The sequence below is a fragment of the Mycobacterium kyogaense genome, assembly GCF_036946525.1.
GTDB classification, from domain to species: Bacteria; Actinomycetota; Actinomycetes; order Mycobacteriales; family Mycobacteriaceae; genus Mycobacterium; species Mycobacterium kyogaense_A.
Window position 1 is genome coordinate 24,298 of sequence record NZ_JAQIIY010000025.1, and the last position, 19,823, is coordinate 44,120.

The following is a 19,823-nucleotide window of genomic DNA, read 5'->3' on the forward strand; positions in this document are numbered from 1 at the left end:
CCTATGAGTGGACGGCATCGCAAGCCCACGACTTCATCCGTAAGCGTCGCCAAGATCGCCGTCACCGGCGCGGTCATCGGCGGCGGCAGCTTGGCTCTGGCCGGTACCGCAGGCGCGGCCACCGACGGCGAATGGGACCGGGTCGCCAGCTGCGAATCCGGCGGCAACTGGGCGATCAACACCGGCAACGGATACCAGGGTGGCCTCCAGTTCTCCCCGAGCACCTGGTCCGGCCACGGTGGCGGCGAATTCGCTCCGTCGGCTCACCTGGCCACCAAGGACGAGCAGATCGCGGTCGCCGAGCGTGTGCTCGCATCGCAGGGCAAGGGCGCATGGCCCACGTGCGGCGGGCCGCTCTCCGCCGCAACACCCCGCAACGTCGTCGACGAGGCCGCCAACCAGGCGCCTGCCCCCGCCGGTCCTCTCGGCCTGCTTCTGCCGCCGCCCCCGCCCGCCGACCCCATGGCCCCGCCGCCGCCCGCACCGTTCGACCCGATGGCCGCCCCTCTGCCCGCTCCGCCGGTCGATCCGATGGCCCCGCCGCCTCCGGCCCCGGCACCCGTCGACGCCGCACCGCTGGACGCACCCCTGCCTCCCCCGGCCGACCCGATCGCTCCGCCGCCTCCGGCTCCCGCACCCGTCGACGCCGCACCGCTGGACGCACCCCTGCCTCCCCCGGCCGACCCGATCGCTCCGCCGCCTCCGGCCCCCGCACCCGTCGACGCCGCACCGCTCGACGCACCCTTGCCTCCCCCGCCGGCACCCGAGGTGGTCGACGTCGCGAACGTCGCACCGGCCGACCCGATGGCCCCGCCGCCCCCGGCTCCCCCGGCGCAGCCCGTGGTCAACGCCGCCGACTGGGATGCCGCGCAGAACCCGGCACCGGCCGACCAGCCCCAGGTGTGGGCCCTGCACCCCGGCGATCTGCCGCTGCAGCCCGCCCCCGCAGCTCCCGTTCCTCCGCCCGCGCCTGCTCCGGCCGCTGCTCCCGTGGCGGCGCCCACACCGGTGGCGGCGCCCGCACCGGACCCGCTGGCTCCGCTCAACGCGGTTCCGGTTCCCGCGCCGGCCTACGACGTGGCGAACCAGGCCATCTCCGGGGATCTGCCGATGCCCGACGGGATGCCGCATCTGGCCAGCCCGACGAATCTCCCGCCCGGCACCACGGCCGACCCCAATGCGATCGCCGACCCGAGCCCGAACGTCACGTACCTCAAGGACATCTGGCACGCCATCCAGACGCAGGAGATCTCGGGCAAGGACGCGCTGCTCGCGCTCACGCAGCGTCCGCTGACCAGCGGTCCTGCCGCGCTCGAGCCGGTCGCTCCTGGCGCGCCCATTCCGGGTGCGCCGGTCGACCCGGCCGCGGCACCGCCCGCCCCGGGTGCCCCGGTTCCGCCGGCTCCGGTACTGCCCCCGGCCTGAGCTCCGCTATCGTCCTGAGCTCCGCTACGCGGAGTTGACCCACTCGTCGGTGCCGTCGACGAAGAACTGGTGCTTCCACACCGGCAGCAGTTCCTTCACGCGGTCCACCAGGCGTGCGCAGGTTTGAAACGCCGCGCCTCGGTGGTCTGCGGCCACGACGGCGATCAACGCCGCATCACCGATCTGCAGCAGACCCACGCGGTGGCTGACGGCCAGCGCTCGCACCCCGCTGGACTCCGCGGCCACCTCCGCGGCGACGTCGGCAAGCACCTGGGCCGCCGTCGGGTGCGCCGAATACTCGAGCCGGGTCACCGATCGTCCGCCGTCGTGATTGCGCACCACACCCGCGAACGACACCACAGCGCCCGCGGCGTGGTGCGCGACGAGGGCCTCGTGTTCGGCGGCGTCGATCGGATGCTCAGTCAGCTCGGCTCGGACGATCTCGGTCACTGTCGGTGATCTCCGCCCCGCAGCTGGTCGAGTGCATGGTCGAGAACGTCGTCGAGGACCCCGAGCCCGTCGCGTACGCCGCCGAGGGAGCCGGGGAGATTCACGATCAACGTCCGCCCGGCCACCCCGCACACTCCACGGGACAGCACCGACGTCGGCACCTTGGGTAGACCCGAGCGCCGAATGGCGTCCGCAAGTCCGGGGACCTCGTAGTCGAGTAGGGCCGCGGTCTGCTGCGGCGTCGCATCGGTGGGCGAGATGCCGGTGCCCCCGGAGGTGACGATGACGTCGGGACGGCCCTTCAGTGCCTCCGTCAGCGCCGAACCGACGGGCTCGCCGTCAGCGACCACCACGGCGGGCGGAGTAAGGATCGTGCGCGCGTTGAGCCAGTCGACGATCACCGGACCGCAGCGATCGGTGTAGACGTTGGAGGCGGCGCGGGTGGAGGCGATGACGACCACCCCTGACCGCTGCCGAGACGACGATGAGGTCACCTCGACCACGGGCCCGTCTTGCCGCCCTCCTTGTGCAGCACCCGAACACCGTCGATCGATGCGGCGCGGTCGACGGCCTTGATCATGTCGTAGACCGTCAGAGCGGCCACGCTGACCGCCGTCAGCGCCTCCATCTCGACCCCGGTGCGGTCGGTGGTGCGGACCGTCGCGGTGATGCCGACTTCCTCGCCGGCGACGTCGAAGTCGATGTCGACCCCGGTGATCGCCAACGGATGGCACAGCGGCACCAGGTCACTGGTGCGCTTGGCCGCCAGGATGCCCGCGACGCGGGCCGTCGCCAGCGCATCTCCCTTGGGGAGACCGTGGGTGCTGATCAGGTCGATGACGTCGGCACGGGTGCGCACCGTGCCGTGAGCCACCGCGACGCGCTTCGTGACGTCCTTGGCGGTGACGTCGACCATGTGGGCGGCGCCGGTCTCGTCGAGGTGCGAGAGGCGGTCCGCCATCGCTACTTGTTGATGACGGTCGAGGACTGGACGAACGGAAGATCCTCGGCCGGCAGGGGGAACGTGATGTCGCCGAACGGCGACAGTGCCCCGGTGCGGTCGGCGGCGAGCTCGCTGACGGCGTGGTCGTCGGCGTCGCTCGTGGGCCAGCCCGGATCGACGTATCGGTTCTTCTTGTCATCAGCCACGGATGACATTGTGGCAGGCCGATCGCCGGCTGGCGAGGGTGGGAGGCTGCTTTACGCTGGTCAGGTGAGCGCCAAGAGCCCCGGTGTGCCGTTGGGCGTGTGGTTGGCCGAACGCGACGACGAGGCACTGATCACGCTGCTTCGGCTGCGCCCCGACCTCACCCAGCCGCCGCCGGGCACGATCTCCGCGTTGGCGGCCCGCGCCGCTGCGCGGCAGTCCGTCAAAGCGGCCACCGATGACCTCGACTTCCTGCACCTCACTGTGCTCGACGCGCTGCTGACCGTGCACGCCGAGACGACGGCGGTCACGTTCGGCGAACTGGCCGCGGCGTTGGGCGAACGCACCGACGACGCCTCCGTGCGCGCTGCCGTCGACGACCTCGCCGCGCGTGCGCTGGTGTGGGGCGACACCGATGGACAGGGTGCGCTGCGGGTCGTCGCCGAAGCCGCGAACGGGTTGCCCTGGTATCCGGGCCAGGCGACGCTCGAACCACAGGGCCTGTCCGCGGCGGAGGTCTCCGGGGCCCTCGACGCGCTCGACGGCGCCGCGCGCGATCTGCTCGACAAGCTGCTCGAGGGCTCCCCGATCGGCCGTACCCGCGACGCGCTGCCCGACGCTCCCCCGGACCGGCCCGTCCAGCGCCTGCTGGCCGCCGGGCTGCTGCGCCGGCTCGACCCGGACACCGTGATCCTGCCGCGGCTGGTGGGGCAGGTGCTTCGCGGCGAGACGCCCGGTCCGGTGAGCCTGACCCGACCCGACCCGACGGTGACGACGACGACCACAGCCGAGGTCGACGCCGTCGCCGCCGGCGCCGCGATCGACCTGCTGCGCGACGTCGACCTCATGCTCGAAAACCTGAGCGCCGCACCGGTTCCCGAGCTTCGCAGCGGCGGCCTCGGGGTGCGCGAGGTGAAACGACTGACCAAGTCAACGGGTATCGACGAGCGCCGGCTGGGGCTGATCCTCGAGGTGTCGCTCGCCGCGGGACTGATCGCGGCGGGCGTTCCCGAGCCTGAGCCACCGGACACCGGTTCGTACTGGGCGCCGACGGTGGCCGCCGACCGGTTCATCGAATCGCCCACCGCGGTCAAGTGGCACCTCCTCGCGGCGGCGTGGCTGGATCTGCCGGGCCGGCCCAGCCTGGTCGGCAGCCGCGGACCGGATGGGAAACCTTATGCGGCGCTGTCGGATTCACTGTTCTCGACAGCTGCACCGCTGGATCGCCGGCTCTTGCTGGCCATGCTCGCAGGCCTCCCACCGGGATCAGGTGTCGACGCCGCGAGCGCGTCGCGTGCCATGGTGTGGCAACGGCCGCGCTGGTCAGCACGGCTGCAACCCGATCCGGTGGCCGACCTGCTGACCGAGGCGCACGCCGTCGGCGTCGTCGGCCGTGGGGCGCTGGCCGGCCCGCTGCGCAAACTGCTCGCCGGCGAGGACGACCAGACGGTGATCGCCGCGATGGACAAGGCGCTGCCCTCGCCGATCGACCACTTCCTGGTGCAGGCCGACCTGACGGTGATCGTCCCGGGACCCCTGGAGCGGGACCTGGCCGACCAACTGGGCGCGGTCGCCGCCGTCGAATCGGCCGGCGCGGCCATGGTGTACCGCATCGACGAGGCTTCGGTGCGACGCGCTCTGGACACCGGCAAGACAGCGGGCGAGCTCCACGCGCTGTTCGCTCGGCATTCGAGAACGCCTGTGCCGCAGGCACTCACGTATCTCATCGACGACGTCGCGCGCCGGCACGGACAGTTGCGGGTGGGTATGGCAGCGTCGTTCGTACGGTGTGAGGACGCGGCGCTGCTGACCGCCGCCGTGTCGGCGCCCGCCACCGAGATGGTCGAATTGCGCCTTCTCGCACCCACGGTTGCGGTGTCGCAGGCCCCGATCTCCGAGGTGCTCGCCGCGTTGCGCAGCGCCGGGTTCGCGCCGGCGGCCGAGGATTCCACCGGGGCGATCGTCGATCTGCGCAGCCGCGGTTCCCGCGTTCCGGCGCTGGGCCGACGCCGCACCTTCCGGCCCGGCACCTCGCCGACCGACCAGACGCTGGGTGCGATCGTCGCCGTACTGCGCAAGGTCGCCGCCACGCCGGCCTCGGGTCTGCGGCTCGATCCAGCGGTCGCGATCTCCGAATTGCAGTACGCCGCACATCATCAGGAGTCGGTGGTGATCGGCTACGTCGACCCGGCTGGGGTCGCCAGCCAGCGTGTGGTGTCGCCGATCAACGTGCGCGGCGGGCAGTTGACCGCCTACGACCCCGCCTCGGGACGGGTCCGTGAGTTCGCGATCCACCGGGTGACATCGGTGGTGTCGGCCGATCCGGGCTAGATCAGCGACACCGTCGTCAGCACGAGTCCGGCGACCAACGCCGACAGGTTCGAGTCGTCGGTGACGTTCACGGTGATCGTGCGGGTGGGCAGCGTCCCGAGTTGCGTCGCTTTGAAGGTGACCGCCTCCAACGCCTGCTTGTACTGAGCGATCGTGCCCTCCCCGGATAGCGTCAGCACACCGGTGCTCGAGTTGTAGGTCGCCACAACAGGGTTGCCGCTGATCCCGGCGTAGGCGAGCGTGTCACCGGTACGCAAGCCCGCGGTGATCGCCACCGACGCACCGCTCAGCATTGTCGAGTCGCCGTCGAGGATCGTGGCCGACGTGATGGGTTTGACCGTGTTGTTGACCTTCACGATCGTCGCACCGACTGTGGCGATCGTCGGCCGGTCCGGGGTCTTCACGCCCACGAGCACCGCCGCGGGCAGGAGCGTGCCGACACCGGAGTCGTCGACCACATCGATGGTGACCGTGCGTGTTTCGAGCAGACCCGCGCCTCCGGTGGCGGTGAACGTCACGGCTTCGAGTGCGGCTTCGTACTGGGCCAGCGTGGCCGTCCCGGACAGGGTCAGCGTGTCGGTACCGTTCCACGTCGCGGACACCGGGTTGCCGCCGATCGGAGCGAAACTCAGCAGATCGCCACCCTCCAGGCCACCGGTGATCTTCACTGTCGCGCCGGTGAGCGTGGTCGAGTCGAGGTCGCCGATCTCGACGTTGGATGCGATTTTGACCCCGGCCTTGCCCAGCGTGTAGGTGGGCGGCAGCGAGAGCACGGTGAGCAGGGGCCTCACCGGTGCAATCGTATTCGCGAACACCACGCCGGGAACCGGACTGGTGTCGCCGTCCTGCTCGGTGACGGTGATCGTGACCGAGCGGGTGAGGCCCACCTGCGTGGCGCTGAACGAGATCGCTTCGAGCGCGGCGGTGTACTGCTCGACACTGGCCAGGCCGGTCAGCTCGACGGTCCAGTCGTTGGGCCGGCTCACCTGGATCGTGGAACCCTGGGGGGCGGTGTAGGAGAGCTTGTCTCCGGTCAGCCGGCCCGCACCGATGACAATCGTTGCACCGGTGAGGTTTCCGCCATCGGCGTTGGCGATCAGCACCGAAGACAGCAGTGTCACCGGCGGCTTGCCGATGGTGTGGATCGGCGCTCCGATCGGGGCCACCGTCAACGGGAGTTCGACGACGATCGCGGGCAGCACGCCCATCACGAACGTCGCGGCCACCAGACTGTCGTTGCCGTCGGTGTCGGTCGGGGGTGACGGTCACCGTACGCAGGCCAAGCCCGAGTTGTGTTGCACTGAAAGTGATGTCCTTCAGCGCGGCCTCGAACTCGGCGAGAGTGACGGGTCCGGTCAGTGTCACCGAGCGGTTGTCGTCGCTGAAACTCGCCGTGATCTGACTGCCGTCCGGCGCCGTGTAGGACAACACGTCTCCGGTCTGCTTGCCGGCGCCCAGCGACACCGTGACCGACTGCAGTGACGACGAGTCGGCATCAGTGATCTCGGCGATCGACAGCAGTTTCACCGGATCGCCACCCAATTGGAACGGCCCGCCGCCGACCGCGAACAGCGACGGCGGGAACTGGATCGCCGGCAGGAGCAGGAGCAGTACGCCCGCGGGTACCAGGTTCTCGACGCCTTGATCGTCGGTGAGCGTGATTTCGATGGCGCGGGTCGCCAAGCCGAGCTTCGTGGCGCTGAAGGTGATGGCCTTGAGCGCGGCTTCGTAGTCGGCCAGGCTGGCCAGGCCGGACAGTGTGACCGTGCCGTTGTCGTCGCTGAAGACGGGGGTGATGATGCTGCCGGAGGGCGCGGAGTATCCGAGCACGTCACCGATCTGTTTACCAGCGGCGATCGAGACCGTGACGCTCTGCAGTTGGGTGGAGTCGGGATCGACGATGGCGGCTGCGGACAGAAGCTTCACCGGATCGCTCTTCACGACGTACGGCAGCGCGGGCGTCGCGAGTAGCGACGGCGGGAGCTGAACCAGCGGATCGACGGTGAACGCGACCGTCTGGCGGTAGGTGTCGGTCTGCGCCAGCCCGATCACGCGAGCCACCGTGTGCAGCAGGCCCAGCAGCCCGGGGAGGTCGACGGAGCTGTCGCTCACCACGGCGGTGAATTCGACGGGGCGGGAATCCCCGACGACCGGGGTCGTCGGCGTGTACAGGAAGGAGCCGTCGAGCGGATTGCGGACGACGAGGCCGCCGCTGGCGGGTTGCTCGATGGTGTAGGTGAGCGGGTCGTCGTTGGGGTCGTAGGCGTCGATCCGGATCACGACCTGTCCGGTGACGATCTGCTCGGTGGTCACCGAGCGCACCACCGGCGTCTTGTTGAACAGCGTGTGGGTGATGAGCCGGCGTACGTAGGCCAACAGTGCGTCGTCTGCCGGAGACGACGCGGGCGCCGTCGAATCAGAGAGTGTCGAATCGGACAGTGGAGCGACGTGCTTGGCCGTCGCGGGCTCGGGCGGACTCACGACCTCGGCAGGTGCGGCCTCCGGCGTCGGGTCCGACAGCCGAGCGAAGATGCGCTTCCTGGGTGCTGTCGCGAGCGGCGCCGCATCGGCCACGTCGCCATCCACACTCGGCTCGCCGACGTCGGGATCGGTTGTGCCGGTCGCTTCGACGTCGCGACTCTCGTCGCTGTCGGCATGCTTGCCGGGCCGGGGACCGTCGAGCAACGGGCGCCACCTGCGTGGTGCGGCGTCCTCTGCGCTGTCGGCGTGCTTGGCGCCGCGACTTCTCCCCTTGGCCGTTGTTGCGCCGGCCGTCGCGTCGGTGCCACCCCGTGCGGTGTCCTGGGTTGCGCTGCCGGGCGAGGAGACGGTCGTGTCGGTCTCTCCATCGCTGGCTGCGGCGACGCCCGTGGCGGCGTGCGCGACGGCGAACCCGATGCCCAGAGAAACCGCGAGCGCGCCCACCCGCCCGACGGCGATCGCCGACCACTGCTGCCCGGCGCGGTGTCGGGCAGCTCGTCGCGGTCCCGTGTCTTCGAGGAGTCGCGCGGCCGCCCAGAACTGTCCTGGGACGGCGTTCCGCGACGTCCGATGCCCGTCGGTATTCACATTCATGCGCCCGGCCTCCGTACTGCGTCCAGTCCCCCGTGACTGTTCGCCCCCCGACCACATCGCCGGGCACAGGCCGTGCTGTTGGTGGCCTTTCACCCCGCGCAGCGAACATTAGGGCAAATTGACGCGCACGACTATGGTTTCTGTGAAAGTTGCGCGGGGAACCTGTGCGGCGCCCGACAACGGCTCCTGAACTGGCCTTCGACGTCTGCTGCACCATGCGACCGGTGTGTCGTGCCGGCTCGTCGGAGCTGGTTTGCTCCCATCTCGGCAGATCACGCAACCCGGGATGCCACCCACCGACGGCGCCGCTCGGTCGCGTCCATGGCCTTTGCCGGAGTGGACGGCAGGGCCACCTGTCGTGATCGTGCGGATAATGGGCAGGATGACTTTCTCCCGAGGCCGAGCATGACCGACGGCCCTTTGATCGTGCAGTCGGACAAGACTGTGCTTCTCGAGGTCGACCACGAGCAGGCCGGCGCCGCACGGGCAGCGATCGCGCCGTTCGCCGAGCTCGAGCGCGCCCCCGAACACGTGCACACCTACCGCATCACGCCGCTGGCGCTGTGGAACGCGCGCGCCGCCGGCCATGACGCCGAACAGGTCGTCGACGCGCTGGTGTCGTTCTCTCGCTACGCGGTGCCCCAGCCGCTGCTCGTCGACATCGTCGACACCATGGCGCGCTACGGCCGCCTGCAGCTGGTCAAGCATCCTGCGCACGGCCTGACCCTGGTCAGCTTCGACCGCGCGGTGCTCGAGGAGGTGCTGCGCAACAAGAAGATCGCCCCGATGCTGGGTGCCCGCCTCGACGACGACACCGTGATCGTGCACAACAGCGAGCGCGGGCGTGTGAAGCAGATGCTGCTCAAGATCGGGTGGCCGGCGGAGGACCTCGCGGGTTACGTCGACGGCGAGGCGCATCCGATCGCGCTGGAGCAGGACGGCTGGGAGCTGCGCGACTATCAGCAGATGGCCGCCGACTCCTTCTGGGACGGCGGTTCGGGCGTCGTCGTGCTCCCCTGCGGCGCGGGCAAGACCCTGGTCGGTGCGGCGGCGATGGCCAAAGCCGGTGCGACGACGCTGATCCTGGTCACCAACACCGTCGCCGGCCGTCAGTGGAAGCGCGAGCTGATCGCCCGGACCTCACTGACCGAGGAGGAGATCGGCGAGTACTCCGGGGAGAAGAAGGAGATCCGGCCGGTCACCATCGCGACGTACCAGGTGATCACCCGCCGCACCAAAGGCGAATACAAGCACCTCGAGTTGTTCGACAGCCGGGACTGGGGGTTGATCGTCTACGACGAGGTGCACCTGCTGCCCGCTCCGGTGTTCCGCATGACCGCCGATCTGCAGTCCCGCCGGCGGCTCGGGCTCACCGCGACGCTGATCCGTGAGGACGGCCGTGAGGGCGACGTGTTCTCGCTGATCGGCCCGAAACGCTATGACGCGCCGTGGAAGGACATCGAGGCGCAGGGGTGGATCGCGCCTGCCGAGTGCATCGAGGTCCGCGTCACGATGACCGACAACGAGCGCATGCTCTACGCCACCGCCGAACCGGAGGAACGCTACAAGCTCTGCGCGACCGCACGCACCAAGATCAACGTGGTGAAGTCGATCCTGGACCGCCACCCCGGTGAGCCGACCCTGGTGATCGGGGCCTACCTCGACCAGCTCGACGAACTCGGCGCCGAATTGGACGCCCCGGTGATCCAGGGATCGACGAAGACGGCCGAGCGAGAGCAGCTGTTCGACGCGTTTCGCACCGGCGAGATCCGCACCCTGGTGGTGTCCAAGGTGGCCAACTTCTCCATCGACCTGCCCGAAGCCAGTGTCGCCGTGCAGGTGTCGGGCACATTCGGCTCCCGTCAGGAGGAAGCCCAGCGGCTGGGGCGCCTATTGCGCCCGAAGGCCGACGGTGGCGGGGCGGTGTTCTACTCCGTGGTGTCGCGCGACAGCCTCGACGCCGAGTACGCCGCCCACCGGCAGCGCTTCCTCGCCGAGCAGGGCTACGGCTACGTGATCAAGGACGCCGACGACCTGCTGGGTCCGGCGATATGACGGTCGGACGCGTCGTCCCCATCGTGTCGGTGACCGACCTTCCCGCCGCCGTCGCGCAGTACCGCGCGGTGCTCGGACTCGAGGTCGTGATGGACCACGGCTGGATCGTGACGCTGGCCGACGCCGAGCGTCGCCACCAGCTCAGCCTGTTGACCGAGGATGCAACGGCGCAGGTCAACCCGACGGTGTCGGTCCAGGTCGACGACGTCGACGCGGCCTACCGCAGCGCTGTGGAGGCGGGCATCCGCATCGTGCATCCGCTCAGCGACGAGGAGTGGGGCGTGCGTCGGTTCTTCTTCGAAGACGACGCAGGCAACGTTGTGAATGTGCTGTCCCATCGCGCCGGTTCGACCTGACCGGGCGCGCGTCGGCCGCGAACCGGCTAGCCTCAATCCTCGAGTCGGGACGCACTCGAGGCATGACGAAGGAACCCATGACGACAGACAGGCGCGTCCTGCGCGCCAGAACTCTGCGCTGCGCCGCCGGCGTCGCCGCCGCGGTGACGTTCGGTGTGCTCGCGCCTGCCGCCCTGGCCGGCGCTCAGCCGGTCCCGACTCCGGTTCCCGGACCGGACGGCGCGCCTGCCGCGCCGGGCCAGCCGGTGGCTGTGCCGGTCGATCCCGCGGTCGCGGCGCCCCCGCCCCCGCCGGCCGGCCCGCCGATGGTGCCCGAGATCCCCAACGCCCAGTACGGGTCCGGTGACGGTCCCCTGGGCTTCCTGCGCGACGCCTGGCATCAGGCCCGCGATCCCTACGGCTTCATGGGGACCGCCGACATGCCGAACATGCCGCCGGCCGGCGCTCCGCCACCAGGCGCGGGCCCGCCACCGCCGCTTCCGCCCGGCTACAAGTCCCTCAACGCTCCGGGGTCGGAGACGCCTGCGACCGCCCCGTCGGGCGGCGGACCGGCGCTGCCTCCGGGGTACTACCCCGTCAGCGGCCCGATGCCGCCGGGATACGAGTGGGGTGTGCCGCCGCCACCGCCGCCGCCGGACCCGAACGCGCCGAAGCCGTACGTGCCGGTGGTGTCTCCGCCACCGCCGCCGCTGTTCCCGACGCAGTAGCGCTCACGCGAGCGCGGGCATGACCTCGCGCTCGAACAGCTCGATCCCCGAGCGGTCATACGCCGCCTCGGGGAAGTAGCAGATGACGTACTCGCAGCCGAGATCGTGGAGTTTCTTCAGCGCGTCGACGATCTGCTCCGGAGTGCCGCTGCCGGACTGCGGGGTGCTCATCGAGCCGACCATGGCGTCGGCGGCGGGGTCGCCCGCCAGCGCGGCGATGCGGGCACGGACCGCGTCACGACGCTCGGCGACCTCGGCCTCGGTGCTGCCGACGATCATGTTGAGATTGGCCGAGCGGACGATCGCGTCGAAGTCGGTGCCGACGTCTCGGCAATGTGCGGCAAGCACATTCGACTTGTGCTCGAAGCCTTCCGGCTCGGAAGTGAAGTTCGTGTACCGGGCGTACTTCGCCGCGATACGCAGCGTGACCTTCTCCCCGCCGCCCGCGATCCACAACGGAATCCCGCCGTCCTGCAACGGTTTCGGCGCGACGATCGCGCCGTCGACCTGGTAGTGCTTACCGGAGAAGCTGACCGCTCCCTCACGCCACGCGTCGGCCATGATCTGCACACCCTCGTCGAGGCGGGCGAGCCGCACCCCCGCGGACGGGAACCCGTAACCGTAGGCGCGCCATTCGTGTTCGTACCAGCCGCCGCCGATACCCATCTGAATCCGGCCGCCGGAGATGACGTCGCACGTGGCCGCGACCTTGGCCAGGTACACCGGATTCCGGTAGCTCATCGCGGTGCACATCTGGCCCAGCTTGATCCGCGAGGTGGTGGCCGCGTACGCGGCCATCAGCGACCATGCCTCATGGGTGGCTTCGGCCGTCGGCACCGGAACGGTGTGGAAATGGTCGTATACCCACAGCGAGTCCCAGCTCTCGCCGCTGTCGACGTAGGCGGCGAGATCGCGCATCACCTGCCACTGCGCTCCAGGGTCGATGCCGACCAGGTCGAGTCGCCAGCCTTGCGGGATGAACAATCCGAAGCGCATACCCCGACTGTAGGCGTAGCGGCTACGACGCGGACGAGCCGGCGAAGCAGCTGCGGTACTCGCTCGGTGTCGTGCGCATCTGCCGGACGAAGTGGTACCGGTAGGTCACCGCGGATTCGAAGCCGACACGTGCGGCGATCTGCTCCACTGACAGGGCGGAGCCTTCGAGCAGCGGCAAGCTGGCCTGGACGCGCTGCTCGATCAGCCATTTGATCGGTGTGCTTCCGGTGGCCTTCGCGAATTGCCGCAGGAAGTTGCGCCGCGACATCGCGCTCTGTGCCGCCAGATCGTCGAGCGAGATGGCCACGTCGAGGTGTTCCAGTGCCCATGCCATGGCGGCAGCGATCCGTCCGTCGGACGACGGCTCGGGTACCGGTGTCTCGATGTACTGCGCCTGCCCGCCGGCGCGATGAGGTGCGATGACCAGTCGCCGCGCCACGTCGTTGGCGGCGGCCACGCCGTGATCGGAGCGCACGATGTGCAGGCACAGGTCGAGGCCGGCGGCGCACCCCGCGCTGGTGAGCACGCGCCCGTTGTCGACGTAGAGGGGCGCACGGTCGATCTCGACGTTCGGATAGCGCCGCGCCAGGATGTCGGCGTAGAGCCAGTGGGTGGTCGCGGACCGGCCGTCGAGCACGCCCGCCTCGGCGAGCGCGAATGCGCCGGAACAGATCGAGACCAGCCGCGCGCCGCGCTGATCTGCGGCGTGCAATGCGGCGATGAGCTCAGGCGACACGGGCGCGTCGATGTCGCCCACGCTGGGGATGACGACCGTGTCGGCCTCGGCCAGCGCGTCCAGCCCGTAGGACAGGCGGACCGTCGCGCCGCCGAGGAGGCGCACCTCAGGCGCCTCGCCGCACAGCTGGACCGAATACCAGGGCCGCGCGATGCCCGCGGAGAACCTCTCGTTGAGTTCGGTGATTCCGAAGATCTCGGCGGCCAGGCCCGACTCGAATCCGGTCATGCCGTCGTAGGCCAGGATCGCGACAGTGTGCATGGCACTATCCTAACGAATAGCGGCACTGAGGCCACTGTTTGTCAGGAGTGCCGCCGCCGCAGGATCGAGACATGTTCTACAAACGACCACCTCGCTTGACTGACCATCGACTCTTCGGCGTGCTCCGCGAGTTCGTCGCGGGTATCCACGCCGGCCACGGCGTCGCCCACGGAGTCACCCCGCCGGCCACTTCGGCCGCCCGGAATTGTCAGGGGCCGTCCCTACGCTGACGCCATGCCCCTGCCTGAACGTGAACGACAAGAGTTCCTGGCCGAACCGCACGTCGCAGCGCTGTCCGTGTCCGCCGGTGACGCCCGAGCTCCCCTGACGGTGCCGATCTGGTACCAGTACCGGCCAGGCGGAGAGGTCTGGGTGCTGACGGGCGCCGGCTCCCGCAAGGCCGAACTCATCACGGCCGCCGGCCGGTTCTCACTGATGATCGACCGCACCGAACCGACGACGCGCTACGTCACCGTCGAGGGTGCGATCAGCAGGATCGAACCGGGCACGGACGCGCAGATGGCCGAACTCGCCCATCGGTACCTGCCGGCGGATGCCGCCGAGCGGTATCTGGAGTTCGCCCGCCACAACCTGGGCGACCACGTCGCCGTCTTCATGCGGCCTCAGCACTGGCTGTCCGCAGACATGGGCTCGTTCTAGAGACCCAGTGCCGCCATCCCACCGGTGACGGTGGCATTCTTCAGCGCCTCGTACGGTGCGTCGGGAAACTGTAGGCAGCAGTCCTGTAGGCCGCCGAAGGCGATCACTGCCCGGGTGGACTGCTCGAGCGTGGGCCTGCTGCCGAACACCAGGCGGGTGAGCCGCTCGCGCCACGACAGCAGCAGATCGATCAGACCCAGATCTGCCAGTGTGGTCAGCTCCGACACCACCAGAAGCATGTCGGCCCGGTGTTTGTAGTGGAAGTCGAAGTATCCCTCGAGCAACTCCTGCGGGGTGGCGCGAGCCCGGCCCCTTCTGCGCTCGTGCTCGGCGACGAACAGCTGCCCCTCGTCGAGCAGCGGCGCCAGGATGCTGCGAACGAGATCTTCGCGCGACCTGAAGTGGTAGTACAGCGCAGGTTTGGTGATGCCGAGACGATCGGCGATGTCCTGCAGGCTCGTCCGCTGGACACCCTTCTGCGTGAACAGTTCGCGAGCGACCTCCTGGATTCGGTCACGCGTGCCCGACGCCGGCCTGTTCACGTACACACCCTAGCTGACTTAACGATCGGTAAGCTACGGTGGTCAGCACTTACCGACCGTTAAGTAAAAGGAGGCGAACGTGCGCGCACTCATCTCTGGGGCGAGCATCGCCGGGCCCGTCACCGCGTTCTGGCTCGCCCGGCACGGGGTCGACGTCACAGTGGTCGAGCAGGCGCCCGCGCTGCGCAAGACCGGCGGACACGCCGTCGACCTGTTCCGGCCCGCGATGGAGATCTCCGACCGCATGGGTCTGGCCGAACGTGTCCTCGAACGGGCAACCGGCACACACGTATTCGAAGTCCACCGACCGTGGCGGTCACACCCGGCGCGGATCGACTACCGCAAGCTGATCGGTGTCATGTCCGATCGGCACGTCGAGATCATGCGCGACGATCTCAGCCAGATCTACTACGAGGCCAGCCGAGACTATGCGGAGTACCGCTTCGGTGATCGCATCACGTCGATCGCCGACGACGGTACGGTGACGTTCGAACACGCTCGGCCCGAAGCGTTCGACATCGTCATCGGGGCCGACGGCCTTCACTCCGGAGTGCGCAGGCTGACGTTCGGCGACGACGTCGTCGAACGCTTCCTGGGCGGTTACCTCTCGGTCGTGTCGGTTCCGAAAGCATTCGCCCGCGAGGGCGAAATGGTCGGCGTCTATGAACCGCGGCGCATCGCGATGGTCTACACCGCAGATCATCTCGACGATGCCCGCGCGGTGTTCTTCTTCCGGCCCGAGCACGCGGTGGACTACGACCATCGCGATGGAGCACGGCAACGAGAACTGCTGCGCGCCGGGTTCGCCGGCATGGGCGCCGCGGTCGACCGCTGGCTGGCCGAACTGGACAGCACCCCGGCGTTCTACTTCGACGCGATCACCCAGCTGCAGATGGACACCTGGACGCGCGGGCGCGTCACCCTGGTCGGCGACGCCGGCTACTGCCCGGGCCCCGGAGTCGGCGGCAGCACCAGCCTGGCCGTCTACGGCGCCTACGCGCTGGCCACCGAGCTGGCGCGCTGCGACGATCCCGCCGTCGCTTTCCGCGCCTACGAGGACGTCATGCGCGCGCCCGTGCTCGGCAGCCGGTCCCTGGCGCAGTTCAACATGAAGACGATCGTGCCCACGAGCAGATGGGGTGTGAACGCGTTGGTCGCCGTCGGCCGGCTCATCACGGTCGCACCCGGCCGCCTGACCCGAATGCTGGTGCAGCGCAACGACAAAGGGGTTCGTCTCTACGAAACAATGCCCCTCCCTGCCGCTACCGCCATATGAAGAATCCCCCGGAGCTGTTGCGGCTCCGGGGGATTCGACTCTCAATGCCTAGCTGGTCAGCGACGACGGCGGGGTGAACCGCTCACCGTACTTGGCCGCCAACTCCTTGGCACGGGCGACGAACGCCTCCTTGCCGACACCGCCTGCACCCTGGTAGCCGACGATGAACTGCGCCGACCCACCCGTGTAGGGCGGGTAGCCGATGCCCATGATCGAGCCGATGTTCGCATCCGCAGTCGAGGTCAGCACACCCTCGTCGAGGCACTTCTGCGTCTCGAGCGCCTCGGCGAACAGCATCCGGTCGATCATGTCCTGCAGCGGGATATCGGCCTTGCCGGCACCGAACGTGTCGGCCAGGCCGGGCCACAAGCCCGCGCGCTTGCCGTCGACATATTCGTAGAAGCCGGCGCCCTTGAGCCGCGACGGACGACCGATCTCGATCATCTTGTTGACGACCTCTTCGCCCGGGTGCGCCTCGTAGGTGCCGCCGTCCGCTTCGGTCGCCTTGCGCGTCTCGTTGGCGATCTTCTGCATGAGCTCCAGGTTGAGCTCATCGGAGAGCTGCAGCGGAGCCGCCGGGTAACCGGCCTGCGAACCGGCCTGCTCGATGCTCGCCGCGGAGACACCCTCACCCAGCATGGCCAGCGCCTCGTTGACGAAGGTGCCGATCACACGCGAGGTGAAGAAGCCGCGGCTGTCGTTGACCACGATCGGGGTCTTGCCGATGGCCAGCGTGTAGTCGAACACCCGGGCCAGCGCCTCGTCAGAGGTCTTCTCGCCCTTGATGATCTCAACCAGCGGCATCTTGTCCACGGGTGAGAAGAAGTGGATACCGATGAAGTCCTCCTGGCGCTTCACCCCGGTCGCGAGACCGGTGATGGGCAGCGTGGAGGTGTTGGAGCCCAGCAGCGCGTTGGGCTCCACGATGTCCTCGATCTCCTGGAACACCTTGTGCTTGAGGTCCTGGTTCTCGAAGACGGCCTCAATCACGAAGTCGACGCCCTTGAGATCGGCAGCATCGGCGGTCGGGGTGATGCGATCGAGGAGCGCGTCAGAGCGCTCCTTCGTGGTGCGGCCACGCTCGAGCGCCTTGGCTTCGATCTTCTCGGAGTAGTTCTTGCCCTTGTCGGCGGCTTCCTGCGACACGTCCTTGAGCACGACGTCATAGCCGGCCTTGGCCGAGACGTAGGCGATGCCCGCGCCCATCATGCCTGCGCCGAGCACACCGATCTTGCGGATCTCCTGCTTGGCGATACCGTCGGGCCGCGATGCGCCGCCGTTGATGGCCTGCAGATCGAGGAAGAACGCCTGGATCATGTTCTTGGCGGTCTGACCGGTCACCAGCGTGACGAAGTAGCGGCTCTCGATGCGGGTGGCGGTGTCGAAGTCGACCTGTGCACCTTCGACGGCCGCGTCCAGGATCGCGCGCGGCGCCGGCATGGGCGCACCCTTGAGCTGCTTCTTGAGCAGGGCCGGGAACGACGGCAGGATCGCGGCGAGCGCGGGATGCGACGGCGTGCCGCCGGGCATCTTGTAGCCCTTCTGATCCCACGGCTGGGTGTGGGCTTCAGGATTGGCTTTGATCCAAGCCTTGGCGGCCGGCACCAATTCCTCGACGCTGCCGACCAATTCGTCGACCAGGCCGACATCCTTGGCCTTGCCCGGCTTGAAACGCGTTCCCTGCGAGAGGATCTCCATGAACGCCTTCTGGATGCCGAACATCCGCACAGTGCGGGCCACGCCACCGCCGCCGGGCAGCAGGCCCAGGGTGACCTCGGGCAGGCCGATCACGACGCCCTTGGTGTCGGCGGCGATGCGGTGGTGGCAGGCCAGTGCGATCTCCAGGCCACCGCCGAGGGCGGCACCGTTGATGGCGGCGACCACGGGCACCCCGAGGGTCTCGAGCTTGCGCAGGTCGGCCTTGATGAACTCGACCTCGGCGAACGACTCCGCGGCGTTCTCCGGGCCAACCTTCATCATGCCCTTGAGGTCACCGCCGGCGAAGAACGTCTTCTTCGCACTGGCGATCACCACGCCGGTGATCGAATCCTTCTCCTGCACAAGCTTTTCGACCGCGTTGTGCATGGATTCTTTGTAGTGCTCGTTCATCACGTTGGCCGAACCCGTGGGATCGTCCAGCGTCAGGGTGACGATGCCGTCGGCATCCTTGTCCCACTGAATAGTGTTCTCTGCCATGGTTGTTCAGGCCTTCCTAGACTCGCTCGATGATGGTGGCCACGCCCATGCCGCCGCCGATGCACAGCGTGATCAGTGCACGCCGCGCGCCGCGGCGCTCGAGCTCGTCGACCATGGTTCCGGTGATCATGGCGCCGGTGGCGCCGAGCGGGTGGCCCATCGCGATGGCACCACCGTTGACGTTGAGCTTCTCGTCGGGGATGTTCAGGTCCTTCTGGAACTTCAGCACCACCGAGGCGAACGCCTCGTTCAGCTCGAACAGGTCGATGTCGTCGACCGTCAGGCCGGCACGGTCGAGCACCTTCTTGGTGGCCGGCGTCGGGCCGGTCAGCATGATCACCGGGTCGGCACCGGACGTCGCGGTCGCGACGATGCGGGCGCGCGGGGTCAGCCCTTGCGACTGGCCGGCTTTCTCCGAGCCGATCAGCACCAGCGCGGCGCCGTCGACGATGCCCGAGCTGTTGCCGCCGGTGTGGACGTGGTTGATCTTCTCGACGAAGTGGTACTTCTGCAGCGCCACGTCGTCGAAGCCGCCCATCGCGCCCAGCCCTTCGAACGCGGACTTGAGCTTGCCCAGGCTCTCCAGCGAGGTGCCGGGACGCATGTGCTCGTCATGGTCGAGCACGACCAGACCGTTCTGATCCTTGACCGGGACGACGGACTTGGCGAAGTAGCCGCCCGACCATGCGGCCGCGGCGCGGTCCTGCGAGCGCACGGCGTAGGCGTCGACGTCCTCGCGGGAGAAGCCCTCGATGGTGGCGATCAGATCGGCACCGATGCCCTGTGGCACGAAGCCGATGCGGTAGTTGGTCTCGGGATCGCCCGCCCAGGCGCCGCCGTCAGACCCCATGGGCACGCGGCTCATCGACTCGACGCCGCCGGCCAACACCAGGTCGTCCCAGCCGGAGCGCACCTTCTGCGCGCCGAGGTTGACCGCTTCGAGGCCCGAGGCGCAGAACCGGTTGAGCTGGAATCCGCCGGTGGTCTCCGGCAGGCCGGCCACCAGGCCCGCGGTGCGGGCGATGTCGCCGCCCTGATCGCCGACCGGGGAGACGACGCCGAGGATCAGGTCGCTGATCAGGTTCTCGTCGAGGTCGGGGTAGCGCGTGCGGATCTCGTCGATCAGGCCGACGACCAGGTTGACAGGCTTGATTTCATTGAGCGATCCGCCGCGCTGCTTACCGCGCGGGGTGCGAATCGCCTCATAGATGAAGGCTTCTTCGGACATGTGGTCTCCAGGTCCTGTTCAAATCGGAATCCGCGGCGCATCCATGCCGGACGCCGCGGGGAGGCTGCTCCTCTAGCGGCATGCTAGCAGCCTCGCCCAACCGCTTGGTTGGGCCCTGGAGAGAGGGGTCACCGCCCCCTGCCGAGCAGGGGGTCAGTCGGAGGTGCCTTCGGTGTCGTCGAAGAACGACCACTCGCCGTCGTGTTCGACCTCCATGCGCCACCCCAACTCGGAGTTGTCCGCCTTCTGGTCGACGAACCAGGCGTGTGCGTCCTCCGCGCTCTCGATGTCCTTCGTGTCGACGACGTCGCCCTGGGGGTTGAGCACACGGTAGGTAGCCATGCGCATTGTGTTACCCGGCATCGGATGGCGCACACCAACA

Annotated in this window: 20 protein-coding genes; 8 read left to right on the plus strand and 12 right to left on the minus strand. The window is 68.8% G+C overall.

Annotated elements, in window-relative coordinates; genetic code table 11:
- The first annotated feature begins 3 nt into the window (after window positions 1-3).
- The gene (locus PGN37_RS20670) at window positions 4-1,425 is read left to right on the plus strand and encodes a transglycosylase family protein (protein ID WP_335332870.1); all 1,422 of its coding nucleotides are present in this window, start codon (window positions 4-6) and stop codon (window positions 1,423-1,425) included.
- A gap of 24 nt (window positions 1,426-1,449) precedes the next feature.
- Here the strand turns inward: PGN37_RS20670 and PGN37_RS20675 are convergent, their stop codons facing one another.
- The 4 genes from PGN37_RS20675 to PGN37_RS20690 are packed head-to-tail and all read right to left on the minus strand — an operon-like array spanning window position 1,450 to window position 3,033.
- Complete coding sequence (locus tag PGN37_RS20675; RefSeq protein ID WP_335332871.1) at window positions 1,450-1,875, minus strand: molybdenum cofactor biosynthesis protein MoaE; 426 nt, start codon at window positions 1,873-1,875, stop codon at window positions 1,450-1,452.
- Window positions 1,872-2,378, minus strand: a complete 507-nt coding sequence (locus PGN37_RS20680) for a MogA/MoaB family molybdenum cofactor biosynthesis protein (RefSeq protein ID WP_442932974.1) — start codon at window positions 2,376-2,378, stop codon at window positions 1,872-1,874. Before PGN37_RS20680 ends, PGN37_RS20675 begins: the two co-directional genes overlap by 4 nt.
- Window positions 2,366-2,836: a cyclic pyranopterin monophosphate synthase MoaC gene (moaC, locus tag PGN37_RS20685; RefSeq protein WP_335332872.1), complete on the minus strand. Its 471-nt coding sequence runs from the start codon at window positions 2,834-2,836 to the stop codon at window positions 2,366-2,368. Before moaC ends, PGN37_RS20680 begins: the two co-directional genes overlap by 13 nt.
- A 2-nt stretch (window positions 2,837-2,838) precedes the next feature.
- Window positions 2,839-3,033 (minus strand): hypothetical protein, encoded by a 195-nt coding sequence (locus PGN37_RS20690; protein WP_335332873.1) that lies wholly within the window; start codon window positions 3,031-3,033, stop codon window positions 2,839-2,841.
- Between the two features lie 55 nt (window positions 3,034-3,088).
- Here PGN37_RS20690 and PGN37_RS20695 point away from each other — a divergent pair, with 55 nt between their 5' ends.
- The gene (locus PGN37_RS20695) at window positions 3,089-5,353 is read left to right on the plus strand and encodes a helicase-associated domain-containing protein (protein ID WP_335332874.1); all 2,265 of its coding nucleotides are present in this window, start codon (window positions 3,089-3,091) and stop codon (window positions 5,351-5,353) included.
- Here the strand turns inward: PGN37_RS20695 and PGN37_RS20700 are convergent.
- Window positions 5,350-6,579, minus strand: coding sequence for a hypothetical protein (locus tag PGN37_RS20700; protein ID WP_335332875.1), 1,230 nt, complete (start codon window positions 6,577-6,579; stop codon window positions 5,350-5,352). The genes PGN37_RS20695 and PGN37_RS20700 overlap by 4 nt on opposite strands.
- Before the next feature lie 316 nt (window positions 6,580-6,895).
- Here PGN37_RS20700 and PGN37_RS20705 point away from each other — a divergent pair, with 316 nt between their 5' ends.
- The 4 genes from PGN37_RS20705 to PGN37_RS20720 all read left to right on the plus strand — a co-directional run bounded on the left by PGN37_RS20705 (window position 6,896) and on the right by PGN37_RS20720 (window position 11,546).
- The gene (locus tag PGN37_RS20705) at window positions 6,896-7,324 is read left to right on the plus strand and encodes a hypothetical protein (protein WP_335332876.1); all 429 of its coding nucleotides are present in this window, start codon (window positions 6,896-6,898) and stop codon (window positions 7,322-7,324) included.
- 1,509 nt (window positions 7,325-8,833) lie between these two features.
- Window positions 8,834-10,483: a DNA repair helicase XPB gene (locus PGN37_RS20710; protein WP_335332877.1), complete on the plus strand. Its 1,650-nt coding sequence runs from the start codon at window positions 8,834-8,836 to the stop codon at window positions 10,481-10,483.
- Window positions 10,480-10,839 (plus strand): VOC family protein, encoded by a 360-nt coding sequence (locus tag PGN37_RS20715; RefSeq protein ID WP_335332878.1) that lies wholly within the window; start codon window positions 10,480-10,482, stop codon window positions 10,837-10,839. The genes PGN37_RS20710 and PGN37_RS20715 overlap by 4 nt, the downstream gene beginning before the upstream one ends.
- Window positions 10,840-10,916: 77 nt before the next feature.
- The gene (locus PGN37_RS20720; RefSeq protein WP_335332879.1) at window positions 10,917-11,546 is read left to right on the plus strand and encodes a hypothetical protein; all 630 of its coding nucleotides are present in this window, start codon (window positions 10,917-10,919) and stop codon (window positions 11,544-11,546) included.
- A 3-nt stretch (window positions 11,547-11,549) separates the two neighbouring features.
- Here the strand turns inward: PGN37_RS20720 and PGN37_RS20725 are convergent, their stop codons facing one another.
- The 3 genes from PGN37_RS20725 to PGN37_RS20735 are packed head-to-tail and all read right to left on the minus strand — an operon-like array spanning window position 11,550 to window position 13,709.
- A complete protein-coding gene (locus PGN37_RS20725) occupies window positions 11,550-12,542 on the minus strand; it encodes an LLM class F420-dependent oxidoreductase (RefSeq protein WP_335332880.1) in 993 nt (330 codons plus the stop codon).
- Between the two features lie 22 nt (window positions 12,543-12,564).
- Window positions 12,565-13,539, minus strand: a complete 975-nt coding sequence (locus PGN37_RS20730; RefSeq protein ID WP_335332881.1) for a helix-turn-helix domain-containing protein — start codon at window positions 13,537-13,539, stop codon at window positions 12,565-12,567.
- 41 nt (window positions 13,540-13,580) lie between these two features.
- Window positions 13,581-13,709 (minus strand): hypothetical protein, encoded by a 129-nt coding sequence (locus PGN37_RS20735; RefSeq protein ID WP_335332882.1) that lies wholly within the window; start codon window positions 13,707-13,709, stop codon window positions 13,581-13,583.
- A gap of 64 nt (window positions 13,710-13,773) precedes the next feature.
- On the opposite strand from PGN37_RS20735, the gene PGN37_RS20740 reads away from it, so the two are divergent.
- Window positions 13,774-14,199: a pyridoxamine 5'-phosphate oxidase family protein gene (locus tag PGN37_RS20740; protein ID WP_335332883.1), complete on the plus strand. Its 426-nt coding sequence runs from the start codon at window positions 13,774-13,776 to the stop codon at window positions 14,197-14,199.
- Here PGN37_RS20740 and PGN37_RS20745 read toward each other — a convergent pair.
- Complete coding sequence (locus tag PGN37_RS20745; RefSeq protein ID WP_335332884.1) at window positions 14,196-14,741, minus strand: TetR/AcrR family transcriptional regulator; 546 nt, start codon at window positions 14,739-14,741, stop codon at window positions 14,196-14,198. The genes PGN37_RS20740 and PGN37_RS20745 overlap by 4 nt on opposite strands.
- A gap of 79 nt (window positions 14,742-14,820) precedes the next feature.
- On the opposite strand from PGN37_RS20745, the gene PGN37_RS20750 reads away from it, so the two are divergent.
- Complete coding sequence (locus PGN37_RS20750; protein WP_335332885.1) at window positions 14,821-16,017, plus strand: FAD-dependent monooxygenase; 1,197 nt, start codon at window positions 14,821-14,823, stop codon at window positions 16,015-16,017.
- A gap of 48 nt (window positions 16,018-16,065) precedes the next feature.
- Here the strand turns inward: PGN37_RS20750 and PGN37_RS20755 are convergent, their stop codons facing one another.
- The 3 genes from PGN37_RS20755 to PGN37_RS20765 all read right to left on the minus strand — a co-directional run bounded on the left by PGN37_RS20755 (window position 16,066) and on the right by PGN37_RS20765 (window position 19,783).
- Window positions 16,066-18,213 carry a 3-hydroxyacyl-CoA dehydrogenase NAD-binding domain-containing protein gene (locus PGN37_RS20755; protein ID WP_335332886.1) on the minus strand — a complete coding sequence of 716 codons (2,148 nt, stop codon included), beginning with the start codon at window positions 18,211-18,213 and terminating at the stop codon, window positions 16,066-16,068.
- Window positions 18,214-18,229: 16 nt separating this feature from the next.
- Window positions 18,230-19,441 carry an acetyl-CoA C-acetyltransferase gene (locus PGN37_RS20760; protein WP_335332887.1) on the minus strand — a complete coding sequence of 404 codons (1,212 nt, stop codon included), beginning with the start codon at window positions 19,439-19,441 and terminating at the stop codon, window positions 18,230-18,232.
- A 153-nt stretch (window positions 19,442-19,594) separates the two neighbouring features.
- Window positions 19,595-19,783: a hypothetical protein gene (locus PGN37_RS20765; RefSeq protein ID WP_335332888.1), complete on the minus strand. Its 189-nt coding sequence runs from the start codon at window positions 19,781-19,783 to the stop codon at window positions 19,595-19,597.
- Window positions 19,784-19,823 lie beyond the last annotated feature (40 nt).

Coding starts and splice junctions, on each gene's coding strand:
- moaC (WP_335332872.1), bottom strand. CDS start 2,836: ATGGCGGACCGCCTCTCGCACCTCGACGAGACCGGCGCCGCCCACATG.
- PGN37_RS20715 (WP_335332878.1), top strand. CDS start 10,480: ATGACGGTCGGACGCGTCGTCCCCATCGTGTCGGTGACCGACCTTCCC.
- PGN37_RS20730 (WP_335332881.1), bottom strand. CDS start 13,539: ATGCACACTGTCGCGATCCTGGCCTACGACGGCATGACCGGATTCGAG.
- PGN37_RS20690 (WP_335332873.1), bottom strand. CDS start 3,033: ATGTCATCCGTGGCTGATGACAAGAAGAACCGATACGTCGATCCGGGC.
- PGN37_RS20720 (WP_335332879.1), top strand. CDS start 10,917: ATGACGACAGACAGGCGCGTCCTGCGCGCCAGAACTCTGCGCTGCGCC.
- PGN37_RS20740 (WP_335332883.1), top strand. CDS start 13,774: ATGCCCCTGCCTGAACGTGAACGACAAGAGTTCCTGGCCGAACCGCAC.
- PGN37_RS20710 (WP_335332877.1), top strand. CDS start 8,834: ATGACCGACGGCCCTTTGATCGTGCAGTCGGACAAGACTGTGCTTCTC.
- PGN37_RS20765 (WP_335332888.1), bottom strand. CDS start 19,783: ATGGCTACCTACCGTGTGCTCAACCCCCAGGGCGACGTCGTCGACACG.
- PGN37_RS20755 (WP_335332886.1), bottom strand. CDS start 18,213: ATGGCAGAGAACACTATTCAGTGGGACAAGGATGCCGACGGCATCGTC.
- PGN37_RS20760 (WP_335332887.1), bottom strand. CDS start 19,441: ATGTCCGAAGAAGCCTTCATCTATGAGGCGATTCGCACCCCGCGCGGT.
- PGN37_RS20725 (WP_335332880.1), bottom strand. CDS start 12,542: ATGCGCTTCGGATTGTTCATCCCGCAAGGCTGGCGACTCGACCTGGTC.
- PGN37_RS20670 (WP_335332870.1), top strand. CDS start 4: ATGAGTGGACGGCATCGCAAGCCCACGACTTCATCCGTAAGCGTCGCC.